Below are 16,982 nucleotides of genomic sequence, written 5' to 3'. Positions count from 1 at the left end.
ATTTCCTCCCTATGGTCTTCATATGGTTATAGGCGTCATTGCCTTCATGCGGCGGCCTCGAAATGATCTGCCATGGCGCGGCGGTCGGCCTTGCGCCCGGTGAACAGTTCGAACGCGCGGACGGCCTGATAGACCGCCATGCCGGTGCCCGGAAGCGTTCTGCAGCCGATCGTTCGGGCTGCGACCAGCAACTCTGTTTCGGTCGGAAAGTAGATTATGTCGGCGACCCATTTTTCGGCTGTCAGAAGAGCCGTGTCGAACGGTGTTCCGGGGTATTTTGCCATGCCCACCGGGGTCGTGTTAACGATGCCGTTTGCCATGCGCACGGCTGCGGCCGGGTCCGGCCACGTCTCGACGCGACCGCCGAACAAGGCGCCCATGCGCGACGCAAGTTCCGAGGCGCGACCGGGTTGGCTGTCGAGGACGAACAGCCGGCCAACGCCCATTTGCATCAGCGCGTTTGCGACTGCAGCGCCCGCTCCGCCGGCGCCGAACATTGCGACACAGCCCATCGATGCGCCTGTCATTGCCTCGCGAAAACTCTCCGCGAAACCCCAGCTGTCGGTGTTGTGGCCTTCCTTGCGTCCGCCAGCAAAGACGACCGTATTCACCGCGCCTATCGCGCGCGCTTCCGGCGACAGCACATCGAGGACGGAAATGGCAGCCTGTTTAAACGGATGAGTGATGTTGAGGCCGTGAAAGCCGGCAATTTCCGCCGCCGCGATCAAGTCGCCGATCGCCGCGTCGGGAAATCCGAGCCGGTCGAAATCGAGCAAAAGGTATGAATAGCCGATGCCAAGGCGCCGGGCTTCACGCTCGTGCATGCCGGGAGTGCGCGAGGACTGAATACCGCGCCCGACAAGGCCAATCACCACCTTCTCGCTGTCGCCGCCGGCGGCGCCTTTGTGCTCGTCCGCTAGACGGCAAAGCAGGTCGACAAGGCTATCGCCCATCTCCCGAAATTCCTCCCTGTGCGGGCCGCCTCCCAGCCCGAATGCGGCAATTCCTGGATCGCCCTTGTGTTCACGCCAGACGCGCCGGTAAATGAGTCCGTCGTGATTTGCGAATGATGTACTAACTGGTTAGTTTAGTCAAATGCCGGCTGCGCCGGGGCGGGAACTCAAACTGCATGGCCGTTATCAAGAAGGAACGAAAGCCGAAGCCGGACGCGAATACGACGCGTATCCAAGACCCTGAGGGCACGCGCCGCAACATCCTGGAGATCGCATCCAAGGAGTTTGCCCTGAACGGTTTGTCGGGCGCACGCATAGACGAGATTGCGGCGCGCACACGCTTCAGCAAGCGCATGATCTACTACTATTTCGGCGACAAGGAAGGCCTCTATCTGCGCGCGCTCGAGAACGCGTATCGCCAGGTGCGCGAAGGCGAGGCTCAACTTGACATCGAGGGCCTGCCCCCCGTGGCGGCACTGACACGCCTGGTGGAGTTCACGTTCGACCACCATCACCGACACGAGGAATTCATCCGCATGGTGATGATCGAGAACATCCATCACGGCCAATACCTCGAACAATCGGATGCGATCCGCGAACTGAACGTGACTGCGATCGACCATATCTCTCGCATCTATTCACGCGGTGTCGAAGAGGGGGTCTTCCGGCCAGGACTCGACGCGGTCGAACTCCATTGGCAGATAAGCGCGCTGTGCTTCTTCAACGTTTCCAATCGCACCACCTTTTCGATGATCTTCGGACGCGACTTCGGCGCGCCGGCACAACTCGAGCGGCTCAAACGCAACAGCGTCGAGATGCTGTTGCGTTTTGTCGCCAAGGACAGAGCTCCCGCAGAACGCTGAGCGCGCCGGAACTTGCGGCGCTGCCAGCGTTGCTTTAATTATGTACGAACTGGTTCGTTCACAACAAACCAGGGAGGAGGCGCGTTTGAAGACGTCGATCGCGACGGTGTCGATCGCCGGTGACCTGGCGGAGAAATTCGCGGCAATTTCCGCCGCGGGCTTCGACGGTGTCGAAATCTTCGAGAACGATTTCCTCGCCTTTGACGGCTCACCGCGCGACGTCGGCCGAATGGCTGGTGACACAGGTCTGACCATAACGCTGTTCCAGCCGTTCAGGGATTTTGAGGGTTTGCCGGAGCCGCAGCGCAACCGCGCCTTTGATCGTGCCGAGCGCAAGTTCGACGTCATGCAGGAACTCGGCACCGACCTGATGCTGGTATGCTCGTCGGTGTCGCCGGTCTCACTTGGCGGGATCGACCGGGCGGCCATGGACTTTCACGAGCTTGGCGAGCGCGCCGCCAAGCGCGGTCTGCGCGTCGGCTACGAGGCATTGGCCTGGGGGCGTCACGTCAATGATCATCGCGATGCGTGGGAAATCGTGCGCAGGACTGACCATCCGAACGTCGGGCTGGTTCTCGATTCCTTCCACACGCTGGCCCGCAGGATTGAACTCGGCTCGATCCGTTCGATACCCGCGGACAAGATCTTCATTGTCCAACTCGCCGACGCGCCGCTGATCGAAATGGACTTGCTCTATTGGAGCCGGCACTTCCGCAACATGCCAGGCGAAGGTGATCTGCCGGTGCGACAGTTCATGCAGGCGGTCGCGGCAACCGGTTATGACGGCTATCTGTCGCTCGAGATTTTCAACGACCAGTTCCGTGGCGGGTCGGCAAAGGCGATCTCCGTCGACGGACGGCGGTCGCTCGTATGGTTGATGGATCAGGTGCGTCGTGAAGAACCGGTACTTGACATGGCCATCCCGCCCATGCCCGACCGCATCGGGGTTGGAGGGATCGAGTTCATCGAGTTTGCGGCCGATCGCCAGGACGCCGGACAGCTTGGATCACTGTTGCGCATGCTCGGGTTTGTCGAGGCCGGTCGGCACGTCTCGAAGGACGTCACGCTCTACCGCCAGGGTGAGATCAATATTGTCATCAATACCGAGCGGCAGGGCTTTGCCCATTCTTCCTTTGTTGTCCATGGCACGTCGGCATACGCGATGGGCCTGAAGGTCGAGGACGCCGCCGCCACGGTGGCGCGCGCCGAGGTGCTGGGCGCGGAGATCTTTCACCAGCGGGTCGGGCCCGGCGAGTTGTCGATCCCGGCGATCCGCGGCGTCGGCGGCGGACTGATCTACTTCCTCGATGCCAAGACCGACCTGGCAAAGGTCTGGGACATAGAGTTCATGCCGGTCACGGCGGCAAGTTCCGGCAATGGCGTCGGCCTCACCCGTATCGACCATGTCGGGCAGACCATGGCACAGGAGGAGATGCCGAGTTGGCTGCTGTTCTATGTCTCGATCTTCAGGACGACCAAAACCCCGATGGTCGACATCGTCGATCCGGCCGGCCTCGTGCGCAGTCAAGTGATCGAGGGTCTGGACAAGCGCTTCCGCCTCACGCTGAACGGCGCCGAAAGTCGCCGCACCCTGGCTGGTCATTTCATCGCCGAAACCTTTGGTTCCGGCGTCCAGCATCTGGCACTCGCGACGGACGACATCTTTGCGACGGCGGCGAAGCTGCAGGCCAACGGCTTCGAACCGCTTCAGATCTCGATGAACTACTACGACGACGTAGAAGCGCGCTTCGGTTTGGATCCGGAGGTCGCCGATCGGTTACGCTCAGCCAACATCCTTTATGACCGCGACGACAACGGCGAATTTTTCCAGCTCTATGCGCCGACATTCGGAGAAGGGTTTATTATCGAGTTCGTTGAACGGCGCGGCGCTTATGCAGGATATGGTGCGCCGAACGCACCATTCCGCATTGCAGCGCAAAAACGGCTGATGCGGCCCAAAGGAATGCCAAAGCTATGACGGTTATGAACTTTGCTCGCATTAATGGCGCGACGATCCACTACCGGCATCGCCCCACAGCTGGCAGGCCGACGGTCGTCTTCGCGAACTCGCTCGGCACGGATATGCGCATCTGGAACGAGGTCGAGCGAAGGCTGGCCGACGACTGTACGTTCGTTGCGTTCGACAAGCGCGGACACGGCCTTAGCGAACTGGGTGACGCGCCGCAAACGATCGAGACCCATGCGACGGACCTTGCAGGGCTGCTCGACCATCTTGGCGTAAAGCGCGCGGTGATCTGCGGGCTTTCGATCGGCGGCGTCATTGCGCAATGCCTTTACAAGACGCGGCCGGATTTGATCGAGGGGTTGATCCTTTGCGATACAGCGGCGAAAATCGGTACGGCCGAGATGTGGAACGGGCGCATCAACGCGGCCCTGTTGGAGGGCATCGCGAGCTTTGCCGACGACGTCATGCGAAAATGGTTCACACCGGATTTCCACAAGAATCGCGGCGAGGAGCTGGCGGGTTATAAAACGATGCTGACGCGCCAGGATCCGGCCGGCTACGCTGCTGCCTGCGCTTCTATCCGCGACGCCGATTTCACCGCGACGACCGCCGCGATCAAAGTGCCGACACTCTGCATTGTCGGCGATCAGGACGGATCGACGCCGCCAGAACTGGTGGAATCGCTGGCCCGCTCAATCCCCGCTGCACGGTTCGAGGTCATCGCCGGGGCGGGCCACATCCCCTGCGTCGAGCAGCCGGAAAGGCTCGCGGGGCTGATCCGTGGCTTCCTGAACGACATGCCAAGAGAGCGCACATGAGCAAGCCACAAAACGGCGACCGATACGTCGAAGGGATGGCGACACGCCGTTCGGTGCTGGGTGACGCCCATGTCGACCGCGCAGAGGCGGCCAAGACCGAATTCGACATTCCTTTCCAGGACCTGATCACCGAGGCTGCATGGAGCCACGTCTGGTCGCGGCCTGATATCACCAGGCGCGAGCGTTCCATGATCACCATCGCGCTGCTCGCCGCGCTGAAGCAGGACGAAGAGGTTGCGATGCATATCCGCGCCAGCGTCAATACCGGGGCGACGCGCGACGACATACGCGAGGTGCTGCTGCATGTGGCAATCTATGCCGGGGTGCCGGCGGCAAATCATGCAATGAAGATCGCCAGGAAGACGTTCGACGAAATCGACGCTCAAGCCGGCTAATCATGACCAGATCGCGCTTTCCCGCCAACCGCACGCCGGAAATCGGCGCCTTCTTTCCGCGCGACCGCAACTGGCATCCGCCGGCCTTGACGCCAGCCTACAAGACTTCCGTGCTGCGCTCGCCGCAACGGCCGCTTCTTTCCCTCGACAACACCCTGTCGGAGCTTACGGGGCCCGTCTTCGGCCACAATATCCTCGGTGAACTGGACAATGACCTGATACACAATTTTGCCGGGCCGGGCGAAAGCGCGATCGGGCCGCGCATCCTCGTCTATGGCAGCCTGCTCGACGAGCGCGGCATCGGCGTCGGCGGTGCGTTGCTGGAGATATGGCAGGCCAACGCCGGCGGACGCTATCGACACAGGAAGGAGACTTATCTCGCGCCACTCGATCCGAACTTCGGCGGCTGCGGCCGCACCATCACCGGCGAGGATGGCTCCTATTGTTTCCGCACGATCCAGCCGGGACCATATCCCTGGCCCAACGGGCCCAACGACTGGCGTCCAGCTCACATCCATTTCTCGATCTTCGGGCACGGCTTCGCGCAGCGCTTGATCAGCCAGATGTATTTCGAGGGCGACCCGATGATTTGGAGGTGCCCGATCGTGCGGACCATCAACGACCGCCGCGCCATTGAAGGCCTCACCGCCGCGCTCGACATGGAGGCAACGATACCGATGGATGCGCGGGCATACAAATTCGACATTGTACTGCGCGGCCGCCGCTCGACGCTGTTCGAAAACCGCATCGAGGGCAACTGATGGTCCAGACTCTCGGTCGGCTGAAGGAAAGCGCCTCGCAGACCGCGGGACCCTACGTCCATATCGGGCTGACGCCCAACTTTGCCGGTATCGCGGGCGTCTATGAACGCGACCTTGGCACCGCAATGGTCAACGACAAGACCAGGGGCGAACGCATCAGGGTCAAAATCCGGGTGATCGACGGCGCCGGTTCGCCGCTGAACGACGCGCTTGTGGAAATCTGGCAGGCGGACGCCGCCGGCATTTACAATTCGCCCTCGGATCTGCACGGCTCCGCCGACCCGAATTTTACCGGCTGGGGCCGGCTGCCCACCGACATGACGACGGGCGAATGCATGTTCGAGACCATCAAACCCGGTCGCGTGCCCTTTTTTGACGGCCGCAAGATGGCGCCGCATTTGACGGTCTGGATCGTCGCACGTGGAATCAACATCGGCCTTCACACCCGCATGTATTTCGGCGACGAGGAAGCCGCCAACGCCGAGGATCCCGTCCTCATGCGCATTGAGCAAAGAGAGCGCGTGTCAACGCTGGTCGCGCCGCGCGATGGCGACATCTATAAGTTCGACATTCATCTGCAGGGCATCAACGAGACGGTCTTCTTCGACATATGATCGCAGGATTCGACAATCCCCTCCTGTCCGGGCCCCTCCTGTCCGGGCTTCTCGGCGATGAGAAGATGGCGACGCTGCTCGGCGTCGAGGCCGAACTTGCGACGATGCTGCAATTCGAGAAAGCGCTCGCCGACGCAGAAGCTGCACTCGGCATCGTCCCGGCGGCCGCGGCAAGCGCAATCGGGCGCGTCCTCGACAACTTCCGGCCGGAAATCCAGGCCCTGAGGGACGCAACGGCGCGCGACGGCGTTATGGTGCCGGAACTCGTGCGGCAGATCAGGCATGCTGTCGGAGAGCCGCATTCGGAGCATGTGCATTTCGGTGCGACTAGCCAGGACGTGATCGACACGGCGATGATCCTGAGAATTCGCGCCTGCATCAACCTGTTGGAAGAACGGCTTTCGGCTCTGGTGGTCGCCTTCGCCGATCTTCGCCATCGGTTTGGCGATCGCCCGCTGATGGCCCGAACCCGAATGCAGGCAGCGATTCCGATTTTCGTAGCCGACCGCGTCACAAGCTGGCGCGAACCGCTCCTGCGCCACCACGAGCGGCTTCAATCGGTGCGAGGATCGGTTCTCGTCGTCCAGTTCGGCGGCGCCGTCGGGACACTTGAGAAGTTCGCAGACAAGGGCGCCGCCGTCCGTGCTGCACTGGCCCGGCGCTTGAGCCTCGGCGACGCGCCGCAATGGCACAGCCAGCGCGACCGCATCGCTGAGCTGGCCAGCTGGCTGTCGCTTGTGACGGGCGGCCTCGGCAAATTCGGGCAGGACATTGCGCTGATGGCGCAGGCAGGCGACGAGCTGCAACGGGCGAGCGGCGGTTCGTCGTCCGCCATGGCGCACAAGCGCAATCCCATCGACGCCGAGATGCTGGTGACGCTTGCCCGCTACAACGCAATCCAATTGTCGGGAATGCATCACGCGCTGATCCATGAGCAAGAGCGCTCTGGTGCAGCCTGGACGCTGGAATGGTTGATCCTGCCGCAGATGCTCATGGCGGCTGGAGCATCGACCTGTGTCGCGGACAGGCTGGTCCGAACCATAGCGGCAATCGGAGGCAAGATCGACTGACCCCGCTAGAGCGGGATGCGTTCAAATTGAACTAGGATCCCGCTCTATCTACTTGTTTTAGCCGCATTTTATGCGACGCCAAGTGATTCCACTTGGCTGCAAAATGCTCTACGCGGCTCACGCCGTTGCGATTTGGCCGTCTCCGCTACCACTTGGTCGGTACCATCAGCCACACTCTGCGCTCTCGCCGGCATCGAGTGGGTTGGAAATGGCCGTGCCCTGGCTTGCCGACCATTGTGCGGCCATACCCATGGCGACAGCTTTCCAGCCATCGTCCATCGTCACCTCGACCGGCCCTTCGCCTCGCAGGGCGGCGCAGAACCGCTGATGCTGATAGAAAGTCGAGCCGTTGTGATCGCCGGCCGTCAACAATTGCGGGTCGACCGAGATCTCGACGGTGTACGGTCCCTGCGGAGAGCGCGGGCTGACGATCAACTGCGGCGTCGGCGCCGCGCCGAGATGAACTGGCCAGAAGCGGCCGGGACCCGGCACTAGGCATTCGACTTTACCTCGCGCACCGACGGCGCTGATCTCCTCCTGATAGCGGCTGCCCTCTGCATACATGCATAGTTCCAGCATGGCGCGCGCGCCGCTGGCGAAATCGACCAGCACGTAGCCGCAATCCCAAATATCGGGTGTCTCGCCATCATAAATTTCGTTGAGATGGTTCACTTCCTGCCCGGCCGACGCCATGATCCTCACCGGTTCCGATTTCAGGATCAGCCGCATGAGATCGAAGAAATGGCAGCATTTTTCGACGAACGTGCCTCCCGATCGACGGTTGAAGCGGTTCCAGTGGGCCACCTTGTCCAGGAACGGATAGCGATGTTCGCGGATTGTCAGCATCCGGATGCCGCCGGTGGCGTCCTGTGCCTGCTCGATGAATCGAGCGACCGGCGGCATATAGCGGTATTCCATCGCGACCCAGACTGGTGCGGTATAGGTCGCGACGAAGGCCTTCACCGCGGCTGCGTCGACCGGATCGGTGAAAAGCGGCTTCTCGACCAGGATGGGCAACGCACGGATAGCAGCGATTTCCTTGAGCTGTGCGAAATGCACATAGTTCGGGCTGGCGATGAGCAAGCAGTCGACGCGCGGATCGGCCGCCACTTCCGCGACCGAGCCGGCGATCGATGCATGCGGGGCAAGGTCTGCCGCGCGGGCGCGCATCGTCGCGTCGGGCTCGAAGATCGCTGCGACGCCGACATCGGGCAGCAGCGCGATATTGCGAAGATGCTCCTGCCCCATCATGCCGCAGCCTATGACGCCGTAGGAAATGTGCTTCGCCATATCCGTTCCCTATCGCAGCCGCGCGACATAGCGCGCGACGCCATGATCAAACCAGGTCTTGGAAAACTCCGCGCTGGCGCCGTCCTGCATCCAGCCGGTACGCTCGATGAAGCCAGCGGCGGCGCCCGGCGCGAGGCCGAACTCGGGCGGCGCCCATCCCGGCACCTGGCCGACCCCGACGCGGTCCTCTGCACGCAAGATCCAGATGCCAAGCGCCTTGCGGTAGTAGAGATAGAGCGAATCCGACAGTTCTTCGATAGCAACCGTCTCCGCACGGGAACCGTCGAGCCAGATCTCCTCCAGCGCCGCCGGCTTGCCGCCGAGGCTCCGCAGCCGTCTTATCCTATGGGCCTCGCTGCTCGACCCGAACACCGGCAGGTCCGTCGGTTTCGCCAGCCGATCGACTGACAGAACGCGCGCCGTCGGCAGCCCGCCTCCCCCCAGGAGTTCCAGCCGGAACATCGAATAGACACTTGCCACGTCGGGTTGCGACCGTACGTAGTTGCCGGAACCCTGGATGCGACTGAGCAAGCCCTTGCGCTCGAGATCGCCGAGCGCCTTGCGCAAAGTACCGACCGCTATTCCAAGGCTCGCAGCCATGTCGCGCTCCGGCGGAAGCTTCTCGCCCTCGATCATCCTCCCGGCCGCGATCTCGCGGATCAGCATTTCGCTGACCTTTTGATGCATCGGAAGCGCGTAGGCGTTTCTGGACGGGGTCACATTGTCTCCAACGCAAATTGATACACTATTGATCTACACCAACACGAATGATATGCAACAGGGAAATCCAGTTTCTGAACGAGGGAGTACCGACATTGACGGTCGTTCCGGTGACGTCCGCAGATCTCGATGCTGCTGAAGTGTCGTGGTTTTCCGCTTTGTGTTCCGATGATTTCCGCTATCTCGGCGTACCGGACGGCGCGCTGCGGTCGAGTTGGGAGCACTGCTCCGATATCGTCAAGACAGCCGAAGGACTGGGCTTTCGCAATATCCTGTGTCCCTCGTCCTATCAGGTTGGCCAGGATACTCTGTCCTTCGTGGCGGGCTGCGCTCCGATAACCTCGACGATCAACCTTCTCGCGGCGGTGCGTTGCGGCGAAATGCAACCGATCATGCTGGCGCGCACGCTGGCAACGCTCGACCACATGCTGAAGGGCAGATTGACGGTCAACATCATCTCTTCCGACTTTCCCGGCGAACTCGCCGACAGCCGCTTCCGCTATCAGCGTTCGCGCGAGGTCATCGAGATCCTGCGTCAGGCCTGGACGCGCGACGAAATCGACCATCAGGGCGAGGTCTACCAATTCAGGAAAGTAACCGCCGACCCCGCAAAGCCCTACCAGCAGAATGGCGGGCCGCTGCTCTATTTCGGCGGCTATTCGCCCGACGCGCTCGAACTCTGCGGCGCGCAGTGTGACGTGTATCTGATGTGGCCGGAGGCGAAGGACGTGTTGGCGCAACGCATGCGTGATGTTCACGAGCGTGCGGCCGCCCATGGCCGCACATTGGATTATGGCCTGCGCGTCCACGTGATTGTGCGCGACACCGAAGCCGAAGCCCGCGACTATGCCGAGGAGCTGGTTTCGAAACTCGACGACGAGCAGGGCAGCGTTATCCGCGCCCGCGCACTGGACGCGACATCCCTGGGCGTCGCGCACCAGGCAAAGAACCGTGCCGGCGCCGACGCACACGGCTATGTCGAGCGGCATCTGTGGACCGGCGTTGGCCGCGCACGCTCCGGTTGTGGCGCCGCGATCGTCGGCTCGACCGATCAAGTCATGTGCGAGATCGAGGAATACCGGAAAATGGGCATCCGCGCCTTCATCTTCTCAGGCTATCCGCATCTCGACGAGGCCTTGTCCTTCAGCAAACGCGTGCTGCCGAACATCAACACCTGCTCGCTGCCGCATGCCTATGGCCGGGTGCCGGAAATCACCCCGCCGACCCCACTCGGAACCGGGGAGCGGCGATGATGATGCTGCGAATGCGGCTCAACGAGATTGAAGCTTCCACCGCAGCCCCTGGCCAGGAGGGCGGCTGATGTACCACTTCCTCAACCCCGAGCAGCAACCGATGAAAAGCTTCGTGCCCGGCCCCGACCGCAAGCGCGAGTTCCGCGACGCGCTCGGCCGGTTTGCGACCGGTATCACCGTCGTCACAACGATGACGCCTGATGGCCCCGTCGGCATCACGGCGAACAGCTTTGCATCGGTGTCCCTCGACCCGCCGATCGTGCTCTGGTCGATCGGCCGGCATTCGAGGCGCTTTGCCGCCTTCGCAGGTTGCGAACATTTCGCGGTTCATGTCTTGGGCGCAGAGCAGATCGAGCTGAGCCAGCGCTTCGCTCGCGTCGGTCAAGCCTTCGACGGCCTCCCGCACGACCTGAACGATGCCGGCGTGCCGCTGCTGGGTGGCTGCCTGTCGCGGTTCGAATGCGTGCGGATCTCCGGGCATGAGGGTGGCGACCATTTGATTGTCGTTGCCCGCGTAAGCGCCGCGACCTTGCGAGACGGCGAACCTCTGCTTTTCTTCGGCGGAGGTTACGGACGCTTCGAAGACGGTTCGAACGTGACCCCAGCGATGTAGCGATGGCCTGGCCCGGGCAGCGGCGTCAACCATACTTCTCAGGCGCGAACCGGGCCGGTCGACTGACGTTGCACGATATGGCAGGCGAATTCGATACGGCGCGGCGGCAGGTCCCCGCCGAGATCGGCGAGCAGGAGGTCGAGCGACGCCGCGCCGATCTCGCGCATCGGGATATGCATCGTCGTGAGGGGCGGGTTTTGGAAAGCCGCCTGCGGAAGGTCATCCATGCCCATGATCGACACGTCGGCAGGCACCTCGTAACCCGACTTGCGGATCGCCATCATCGCGCCGATAGCGAGGCTGTCGCCCGCGGCGAGCACAGCTGTGAAGTCGAGGCCACGCGCCTCGATGCGCCGCGCAATCGCTTCGGCCGCAAGGTCCGGCAGCCAATCCGTCACCTCCACAGCCAGGTCGCCGGCCGCCAGGCCGCGCTCTCGCAGTGCATCCTGCCAGCCCTCGAAGCGACGCTCGATCGTGCGCCGCCCGCGCCGCATCAGGAACAGGATGCGCCGGTGGCCGAGGTCGAGCAGGTGCTGCGTCGCGAGATGCGCCGCCGAGCGGTTGCATGGCGTCAGGCTCGAATGGTGCATCGCCGGGTCGTCGCCGTTTATGAGCACGATCGGCTTGCTGAAACCGCCGCTCAGCGTCAGCACCGCCTCGTCGTCGAGCGTCAGAAACAGGCAGCCAACGACGCTTTTGTCTTGCCTGGCCTCATCGAGCAGCGCGATCTGCTCACCGGCGTCGGCGATCGAGCGCGACACCAGCTCGACGCCGAGAGTTTTTGCGCGCTCGTTCAGTCCGTCGAGCACATAGAAGGTGAACTGGTTGCGGCCATAGTCGATCCTCGCAGCGTTGCTTGCGGCGAGGACCACCTTGCGGCCGGCGATCGAAGTCGCGACCGTGTAGTTCAGCTTCCTGGCAGTTTCGACGATCGTCGACCGAAGGTCACCGCGCACGCCCTTGCCGCCGGCAAGCGCCCGCGACGCCGTGCTGACGGAAACGCCACAGCGCGCGGCGACGTCTTCGAGCCGCACGCGCCGGCTGGGCGTGCCGCGCTTCCCGCTTTCGACCTTGACGACCATCGGCTGTTTCCTCACCAGGCCTTCATGCTGCAAAAAATTTTCAGATTGCGCAATAAAAATGTCTGTGGCACCCATTTGCCCGACATCGCGCAAGCTTGGGAGGAGTAGTGGCGTCGTCCATGAGAGATATGCGCTCAAAGCTCGACCTGCTCGTGCGCGGCATGACCGCCCTGCGCCATGACGGCCGTTTCGACGAGCCCAACCTCGACGGCACGGCCGGCGACTACATCAGCTTCGATTCCTGGGAATGGCCGCAGGGTGTGGGGCTCTACGGCCTGGTTTGCCTCTGGCGGCACGATCGCGACCCGAAACTTCTGAAGACAATCGAAGACTGGTACGACCGCCATTTGAGGGCGGGCCTGCCGCCGATGAACATCAACACCACCGCACCGATGATGGCGCTGGCATTGCTCTGGGGCGAGACACGCGATCCGCGCTGGGAAACGCCTCTCGGCCAATGGGCCGAAAGGCTGCTTCGCGACATGCCTCGCACGCCCGAGGGCGGGTTCCAGCACAATGTCTCAGACAAGATCAACGACGACGAATTGTGGGATGACACGTTGTTCATGGCTGGCCTGTTCCTCGCTTTCTACGGACGCGCGGCCGGCCGGCAAGCTTGCATCGACGAAGCTGTTCGCCAGTTCCTCGTCCATGCTCGCTATCTCGCCGACCCGAAAACCGGCTTGTGGTTCCACGGCTGGACATTTGCCGGCCGCCATAATTTTGCCCGCGCTCTCTGGGCTCGCGGCAACGCCTGGATCACCGTCGGCATCCTCGACCTGATCGAAAATGGCGGTGTCGGCAAGCCAGTCGAAGCCTATCTGCTCGGCGTGCTGGAAGCGCAGATCGAAGCGCTGCTGCACCTGCAGGCGCCATCGGGAGCATGGCACACTTTGCTCGATGACCCGACATCCTATGAAGAGATGTCGGCCACCGCCGGCATCGGCTATGGTCTCATGAAAGCTGCGCGCCTAGGCTTCGGACCCAAGGCGTGCGGTCCAGCGGGCCGGCGCGCACTCGACGCGGTGCTGGCCAGCATCGATGAGAACGGCGTGCTCGGAAACGTTTCCTACGGCACCCGCATGGGCCATGATCTCCAATTCTACCGCGACATCCCGATCCAGCCCACCGGCTACGGCCAGGCGCTGGCGATCCTCTGCCTCACCGAGGGGATGATCCATGCCGAAGCTGCCGAGGCGGCGGCATGACGATGCGCGTTCTCTTCGGCGCCGGTCCGGGCGACATCGATGGCTACGGGACGGAACGGCTACGCGCGGAGTTTCTGGTGGAGCGGCTGTTCGAGCCCGGCCGCGTCGCCTTCGCTTACACCCATGTCGACCGCATGATCGTCGGCGGCGCGTGCCCAACCGGAGAGCCGCTGAGTTTCGGCGATGGCGCGGACGTCGGCACGCCTCATCTGTTCACCGCGCGCGAGATGGGCATTGCCAATCTCGGCGGCGCAGGAACGGTGAGCGTCGACCAGCAGCGCTTCGCGCTCGCCAACCGCGATGTGCTCTATGTCGGGCGCGGCGCGAAACAAGTGACGCTCGAAAGCGACAGCGACGCGCACCCCGCCTGGTTCTATATGAACTCGGTTCCGGCCGGCGCAGACATCAAGCATCGGCTGATCACGAAATCCGAGGCGAAACCGCTCGAACTCGGCGAGGAGCGACGCGCCAACAAGCGGACATTGCGCATGTACATTCATCCCGAAGTCGCGCCTTCCTGTCTGCTGCTGATGGGCATCACGGATCTTGCTGCGGGAAGCGTCTGGAATACCATGCCCCCTCACCTGCATGAGCGGCGCATGGAAGCCTATCTCTATTTCGATCTCGCGGCGGAAGACCGGGTGATCCATCTGATGGGACGGCCGGACAATACCCGCCATCTGATCGTGGCCAATGGCGATTGTGTCATCTCGCCGGCCTGGTCGATCCATATGGGCAGCGGAACCGGGCCCTACGCCTTCGTCTGGGGCATGACGGGCGAGAACCAGGCCTATAACGACGTGTCGCCCGTGCCCGTTGAGACACTGCGATGAACACCGTGGAACCGATTACGCATGATCTTGCGCTGCGCCGGCCGCTCGCGCTCGGTGGCCCCGTCGCTTATTGGCTCGTCGGCACGACGTCTGAGCAGCGCTACGATGTTGCAGATCGGCCGATGCAAGGGGAGATGGACCCCTTCTTCTTCCTGACCAAGCACAAGAATTTCATCCCGCACGAATATCCGTGCCGAACCGAGTTTGCCGCTGAACGCCGCGGGAAACGGCCCACGCCGCAGGGCGCGTTCGAGCCGGACCGTGTTTGGCTTCCGTTCGGCTCGCCGCGCGTCGACCTGTCGGGCTTCTGGTTCCGCCCGACCGTGGTCGCCACCTGGGCAAGTACCGCGCTCGACGCAGTCTCGGACGGCCGGGCGCGGCTGCGGCTGCGCACCTGCGGCGGCGCCGTTCTGTTCGTCAACGGGATAGAGGCCGGCTGGATGGCGCCCTACGGGCGCAATCTTGAGGCTTCCCAGGATTTCGAGGTCGATCTCGTCGCCGGCGCCAACGAGATCAGCATCTGGTTCGACGACCTCGCCGAGCGTGACGCACGCTACTTCTTCCAACTCGACTATCTCCGGGGCCCAGCTGCCGAACAGGTCTTGCCCACGACCGTCAAAGGCGACGTCGCGGCGGCCATGGAAGCCGCTCTCGACGCAATGCATTTCGAGCATCCATTTTATTCCGGCGGCGAAGTGGCGCTGGTGACGGATGTCGCGCTGCCGGTTGCGATGGATGTAGCGATCGTGATCGAGGGCGACTTCATGTCGATCGAGGCCCCCGTGATCTTCCGCCGTCGCGTCGAAGCGGGGGCAAGACGCATCACGATTGCCGCAACGGAAGACCTTCCCGCCGACTTCCGGCATTTTGCCGTATCGCTCTCGTCGTCAGGCTTTGTTGCCCGGCGGGTCTTCGGCGTGGAGATCTGTCATGCGGCGCGTCAGGGCCGCGCCCCTGCCATCCTTGCCGACCGGATCGGCGAAGCCCTGGAAGAGGTCTCCAACTTCGCGGAGGCCGATACCGTGCGGGCGCTGGCGCGGCTGGCGACCGGCCGCGGCGGCGCTGAAACCGACGCCATCATTGCTGCTGCACTGCCGGCGATCGAAGATTGCCACGACTGCGCCGATTTCATCCTGGTTCCACTGCTCTGGTGCCGTCATGCCTACGGCAACTCGATCGCGGTTGATCTGCGTCACCGCATTGACGAGGCGATCCTCAATTACCGCTATTGGATGGATGAGCCGGGCAACGACGTGCAGTGGTACTTCTCCGAAAACCATGCGCTTCTGTTTCACACCGCGGCTTATCTCGGCGGCCATCTCTTGCCCGACGCCCGCTTTGTCCGCTCGGGGCGCACCGGCGCGGAGCAGTCGACCGTGGGCCTTGCGCGGGTGCGCGCCTGGCTCGATCATTTCGAGGCATGGGAAATGGCGGAATTCAACTCCGCCCCTTATTTCCCGATCGATCTCAAGGGATTGACGATCCTTTACGCGCTTGGGCCAGATGCCGACGTCCGCCGGCGCGCCGGGGCTGCGATCAACCGCCTGCTCGAGATCGTCGCCCGCTCGGCTCAGCAGGGCATGCTTACCGGCGCGCAGGGACGCTCCTACGAGCACACGCTGCGCGCCGCTTGTTCGCTGGAACTTTCCGGCATTGCACGCATGCTGTGGGGCAAAGGTTTCTACGGCATGCGCTTCCACGCCCTGCCGCAGCTAGCGCTCTGCCTGCGCGACCATGGGCTCGACGTCCCGCAAGAGCTGACCGGCATCGCTTGCATGGCGGGCGACGACGCGCAGGAATGGTGCTTCGCGCAGGGCCAGAACCGGATCGCCAAGCTCTACCACTACAAGACCCGCGATTTCGCCATGGGAAGCGCGGCAGCCTATCGCTGGAACGAATGGGGTTATCAGGAAACGGTGCTGCACCTGCGCCTCGGCGGCAATCCCGACGCGCAGATATGGATCAACCATCCGGGCGAGACGATTCATTCGGGCTATGGCCGGCCATCCTACTGGGGCGGCTGCGGATCTCTGCCGCGCGTGCATCAATACCGCGACCTGGCAGTTGTGTTGTTCAGCTGCGCTGCCGAGCAACCCGACTTTACCCATGTCTGGTTCCCACAGAGCGCGTTCGACGAGGCGTGGGTCAAGGAACACATCGCTTCGGCGCGCGGCGGCGACGGGTTCGCGATGCTGAAGGCCGACAGCGCCTTCGAGCTTGTCGGCCGCGGGCCGACCGCTGGAAACGAGCTGCGCGTGCCGGGCCATCAAGCCGCATGGATCATCCGCTTGGGCCGGCGCCGGCAATATGGGTCGCTGGAGGAGTTCGAGGCGCAGTTTTCTCAGCTCGCGCTCGGCCACGGAAAAAACGACCTTCTGCATGTCAATGACCCGGAATATGGCGACGTGCTGTTCCATTCGGATGGCCGCATGGAGGCTGAGGGTCGTGTCATCGACCCGGCCGACTGGCAGGTGACGGGCGAAGCCACGTTCTTCACAGCCGACGCCATCGCAACCAGGTGAGGAACGGATCAAAAGGAGCCC

16 protein-coding genes are annotated in these 16,982 nt (G+C 62.9%); 12 read left to right on the top strand and 4 right to left on the bottom strand.

The features are described from left to right. Window positions 1–44 precede the first annotated feature (44 nt). Entirely contained in the window at window positions 45–953 is a 909-nt protein-coding gene (locus JG739_RS11405) for a shikimate dehydrogenase (protein WP_202366547.1), read from the bottom strand. Between the two features lie 176 nt (window positions 954–1,129). Between JG739_RS11405 and JG739_RS11400 the strand changes: the two genes are divergently transcribed. The 7 genes from JG739_RS11400 to JG739_RS11370 all read left to right on the top strand — a co-directional run bounded on the left by JG739_RS11400 (window position 1,130) and on the right by JG739_RS11370 (window position 7,440). Further along, window positions 1,130–1,816, top strand: coding sequence for a TetR/AcrR family transcriptional regulator (locus JG739_RS11400; protein ID WP_202366546.1), 687 nt, complete (start codon window positions 1,130–1,132; stop codon window positions 1,814–1,816). 85 nt (window positions 1,817–1,901) lie between these two features. After that, a complete protein-coding gene (locus tag JG739_RS11395; RefSeq protein ID WP_202366545.1) occupies window positions 1,902–3,794 on the top strand; it encodes a bifunctional sugar phosphate isomerase/epimerase/4-hydroxyphenylpyruvate dioxygenase family protein in 1,893 nt (630 codons plus the stop codon). Window positions 3,795–3,799: 5 nt separating this feature from the next. Continuing rightward, window positions 3,800–4,600 (top strand): 3-oxoadipate enol-lactonase, encoded by an 801-nt coding sequence (gene pcaD / locus JG739_RS11390; RefSeq protein WP_202367421.1) that lies wholly within the window; start codon window positions 3,800–3,802, stop codon window positions 4,598–4,600. Next, entirely contained in the window at window positions 4,597–4,995 is a 399-nt protein-coding gene (pcaC, locus tag JG739_RS11385) for a 4-carboxymuconolactone decarboxylase (protein ID WP_202366544.1), read from the top strand. The genes pcaD and pcaC overlap by 4 nt, the downstream gene beginning before the upstream one ends. 2 nt (window positions 4,996–4,997) lie before the next feature. Beyond that, complete coding sequence (gene pcaH / locus JG739_RS11380) at window positions 4,998–5,756, top strand: protocatechuate 3,4-dioxygenase subunit beta (protein ID WP_202366543.1); 759 nt, start codon at window positions 4,998–5,000, stop codon at window positions 5,754–5,756. After that, the gene (gene pcaG, locus JG739_RS11375; RefSeq protein ID WP_202366542.1) at window positions 5,756–6,370 is read left to right on the top strand and encodes a protocatechuate 3,4-dioxygenase subunit alpha; all 615 of its coding nucleotides are present in this window, start codon (window positions 5,756–5,758) and stop codon (window positions 6,368–6,370) included. The genes pcaH and pcaG overlap by 1 nt, the downstream gene beginning before the upstream one ends. Next, the gene (locus JG739_RS11370) at window positions 6,367–7,440 is read left to right on the top strand and encodes a 3-carboxy-cis,cis-muconate cycloisomerase (RefSeq protein ID WP_202366541.1); all 1,074 of its coding nucleotides are present in this window, start codon (window positions 6,367–6,369) and stop codon (window positions 7,438–7,440) included. The genes pcaG and JG739_RS11370 overlap by 4 nt, the downstream gene beginning before the upstream one ends. Before the next feature lie 165 nt (window positions 7,441–7,605). Here JG739_RS11370 and JG739_RS11365 read toward each other — a convergent pair whose 3' ends face one another. Then, window positions 7,606–8,730: a Gfo/Idh/MocA family protein gene (locus JG739_RS11365; RefSeq protein ID WP_202366540.1), complete on the bottom strand. Its 1,125-nt coding sequence runs from the start codon at window positions 8,728–8,730 to the stop codon at window positions 7,606–7,608. Between the two features lie 9 nt (window positions 8,731–8,739). Next, entirely contained in the window at window positions 8,740–9,417 is a 678-nt protein-coding gene (locus JG739_RS11360) for a GntR family transcriptional regulator (RefSeq protein ID WP_202367420.1), read from the bottom strand. 128 nt (window positions 9,418–9,545) lie between these two features. On the opposite strand from JG739_RS11360, the gene JG739_RS11355 reads away from it, so the two are divergent. Next, on the top strand, window positions 9,546–10,703 hold the full coding sequence (locus tag JG739_RS11355) for an LLM class flavin-dependent oxidoreductase (RefSeq protein WP_202366539.1): 1,158 nt from the start codon (window positions 9,546–9,548) through the stop codon (window positions 10,701–10,703). 67 nt (window positions 10,704–10,770) lie between these two features. After that, window positions 10,771–11,316: a flavin reductase family protein gene (locus JG739_RS11350; protein ID WP_202366538.1), complete on the top strand. Its 546-nt coding sequence runs from the start codon at window positions 10,771–10,773 to the stop codon at window positions 11,314–11,316. A gap of 38 nt (window positions 11,317–11,354) precedes the next feature. Here the strand turns inward: JG739_RS11350 and JG739_RS11345 are convergent, their stop codons facing one another. Further along, window positions 11,355–12,398 (bottom strand): LacI family DNA-binding transcriptional regulator, encoded by a 1,044-nt coding sequence (locus JG739_RS11345; RefSeq protein ID WP_202366537.1) that lies wholly within the window; start codon window positions 12,396–12,398, stop codon window positions 11,355–11,357. Window positions 12,399–12,517: 119 nt separating this feature from the next. Here JG739_RS11345 and bglB point away from each other — a divergent pair, with 119 nt between their 5' ends. Genes bglB through JG739_RS11330 form a run of 3 tightly spaced genes read left to right on the top strand, consistent with a single transcriptional unit; the run spans window position 12,518 to window position 16,961 of the window. Beyond that, window positions 12,518–13,606: a beta-galactosidase BglB gene (gene bglB, locus JG739_RS11340; RefSeq protein WP_202366536.1), complete on the top strand. Its 1,089-nt coding sequence runs from the start codon at window positions 12,518–12,520 to the stop codon at window positions 13,604–13,606. Next, window positions 13,603–14,439, top strand: coding sequence for a 5-dehydro-4-deoxy-D-glucuronate isomerase (kduI, locus tag JG739_RS11335; RefSeq protein ID WP_202366535.1), 837 nt, complete (start codon window positions 13,603–13,605; stop codon window positions 14,437–14,439). Before bglB ends, kduI begins: the two co-directional genes overlap by 4 nt. Beyond that, entirely contained in the window at window positions 14,436–16,961 is a 2,526-nt protein-coding gene (locus JG739_RS11330; protein ID WP_202366534.1) for a hypothetical protein, read from the top strand. Before kduI ends, JG739_RS11330 begins: the two co-directional genes overlap by 4 nt. Window positions 16,962–16,982 lie beyond the last annotated feature (21 nt).

This window comes from Mesorhizobium sp. L-2-11 (genome assembly GCF_016756595.1).
Taxonomy (GTDB): domain Bacteria; phylum Pseudomonadota; class Alphaproteobacteria; order Rhizobiales; family Rhizobiaceae; genus Mesorhizobium.
This window is presented reverse-complemented; position numbering and strand designations above follow the sequence as displayed.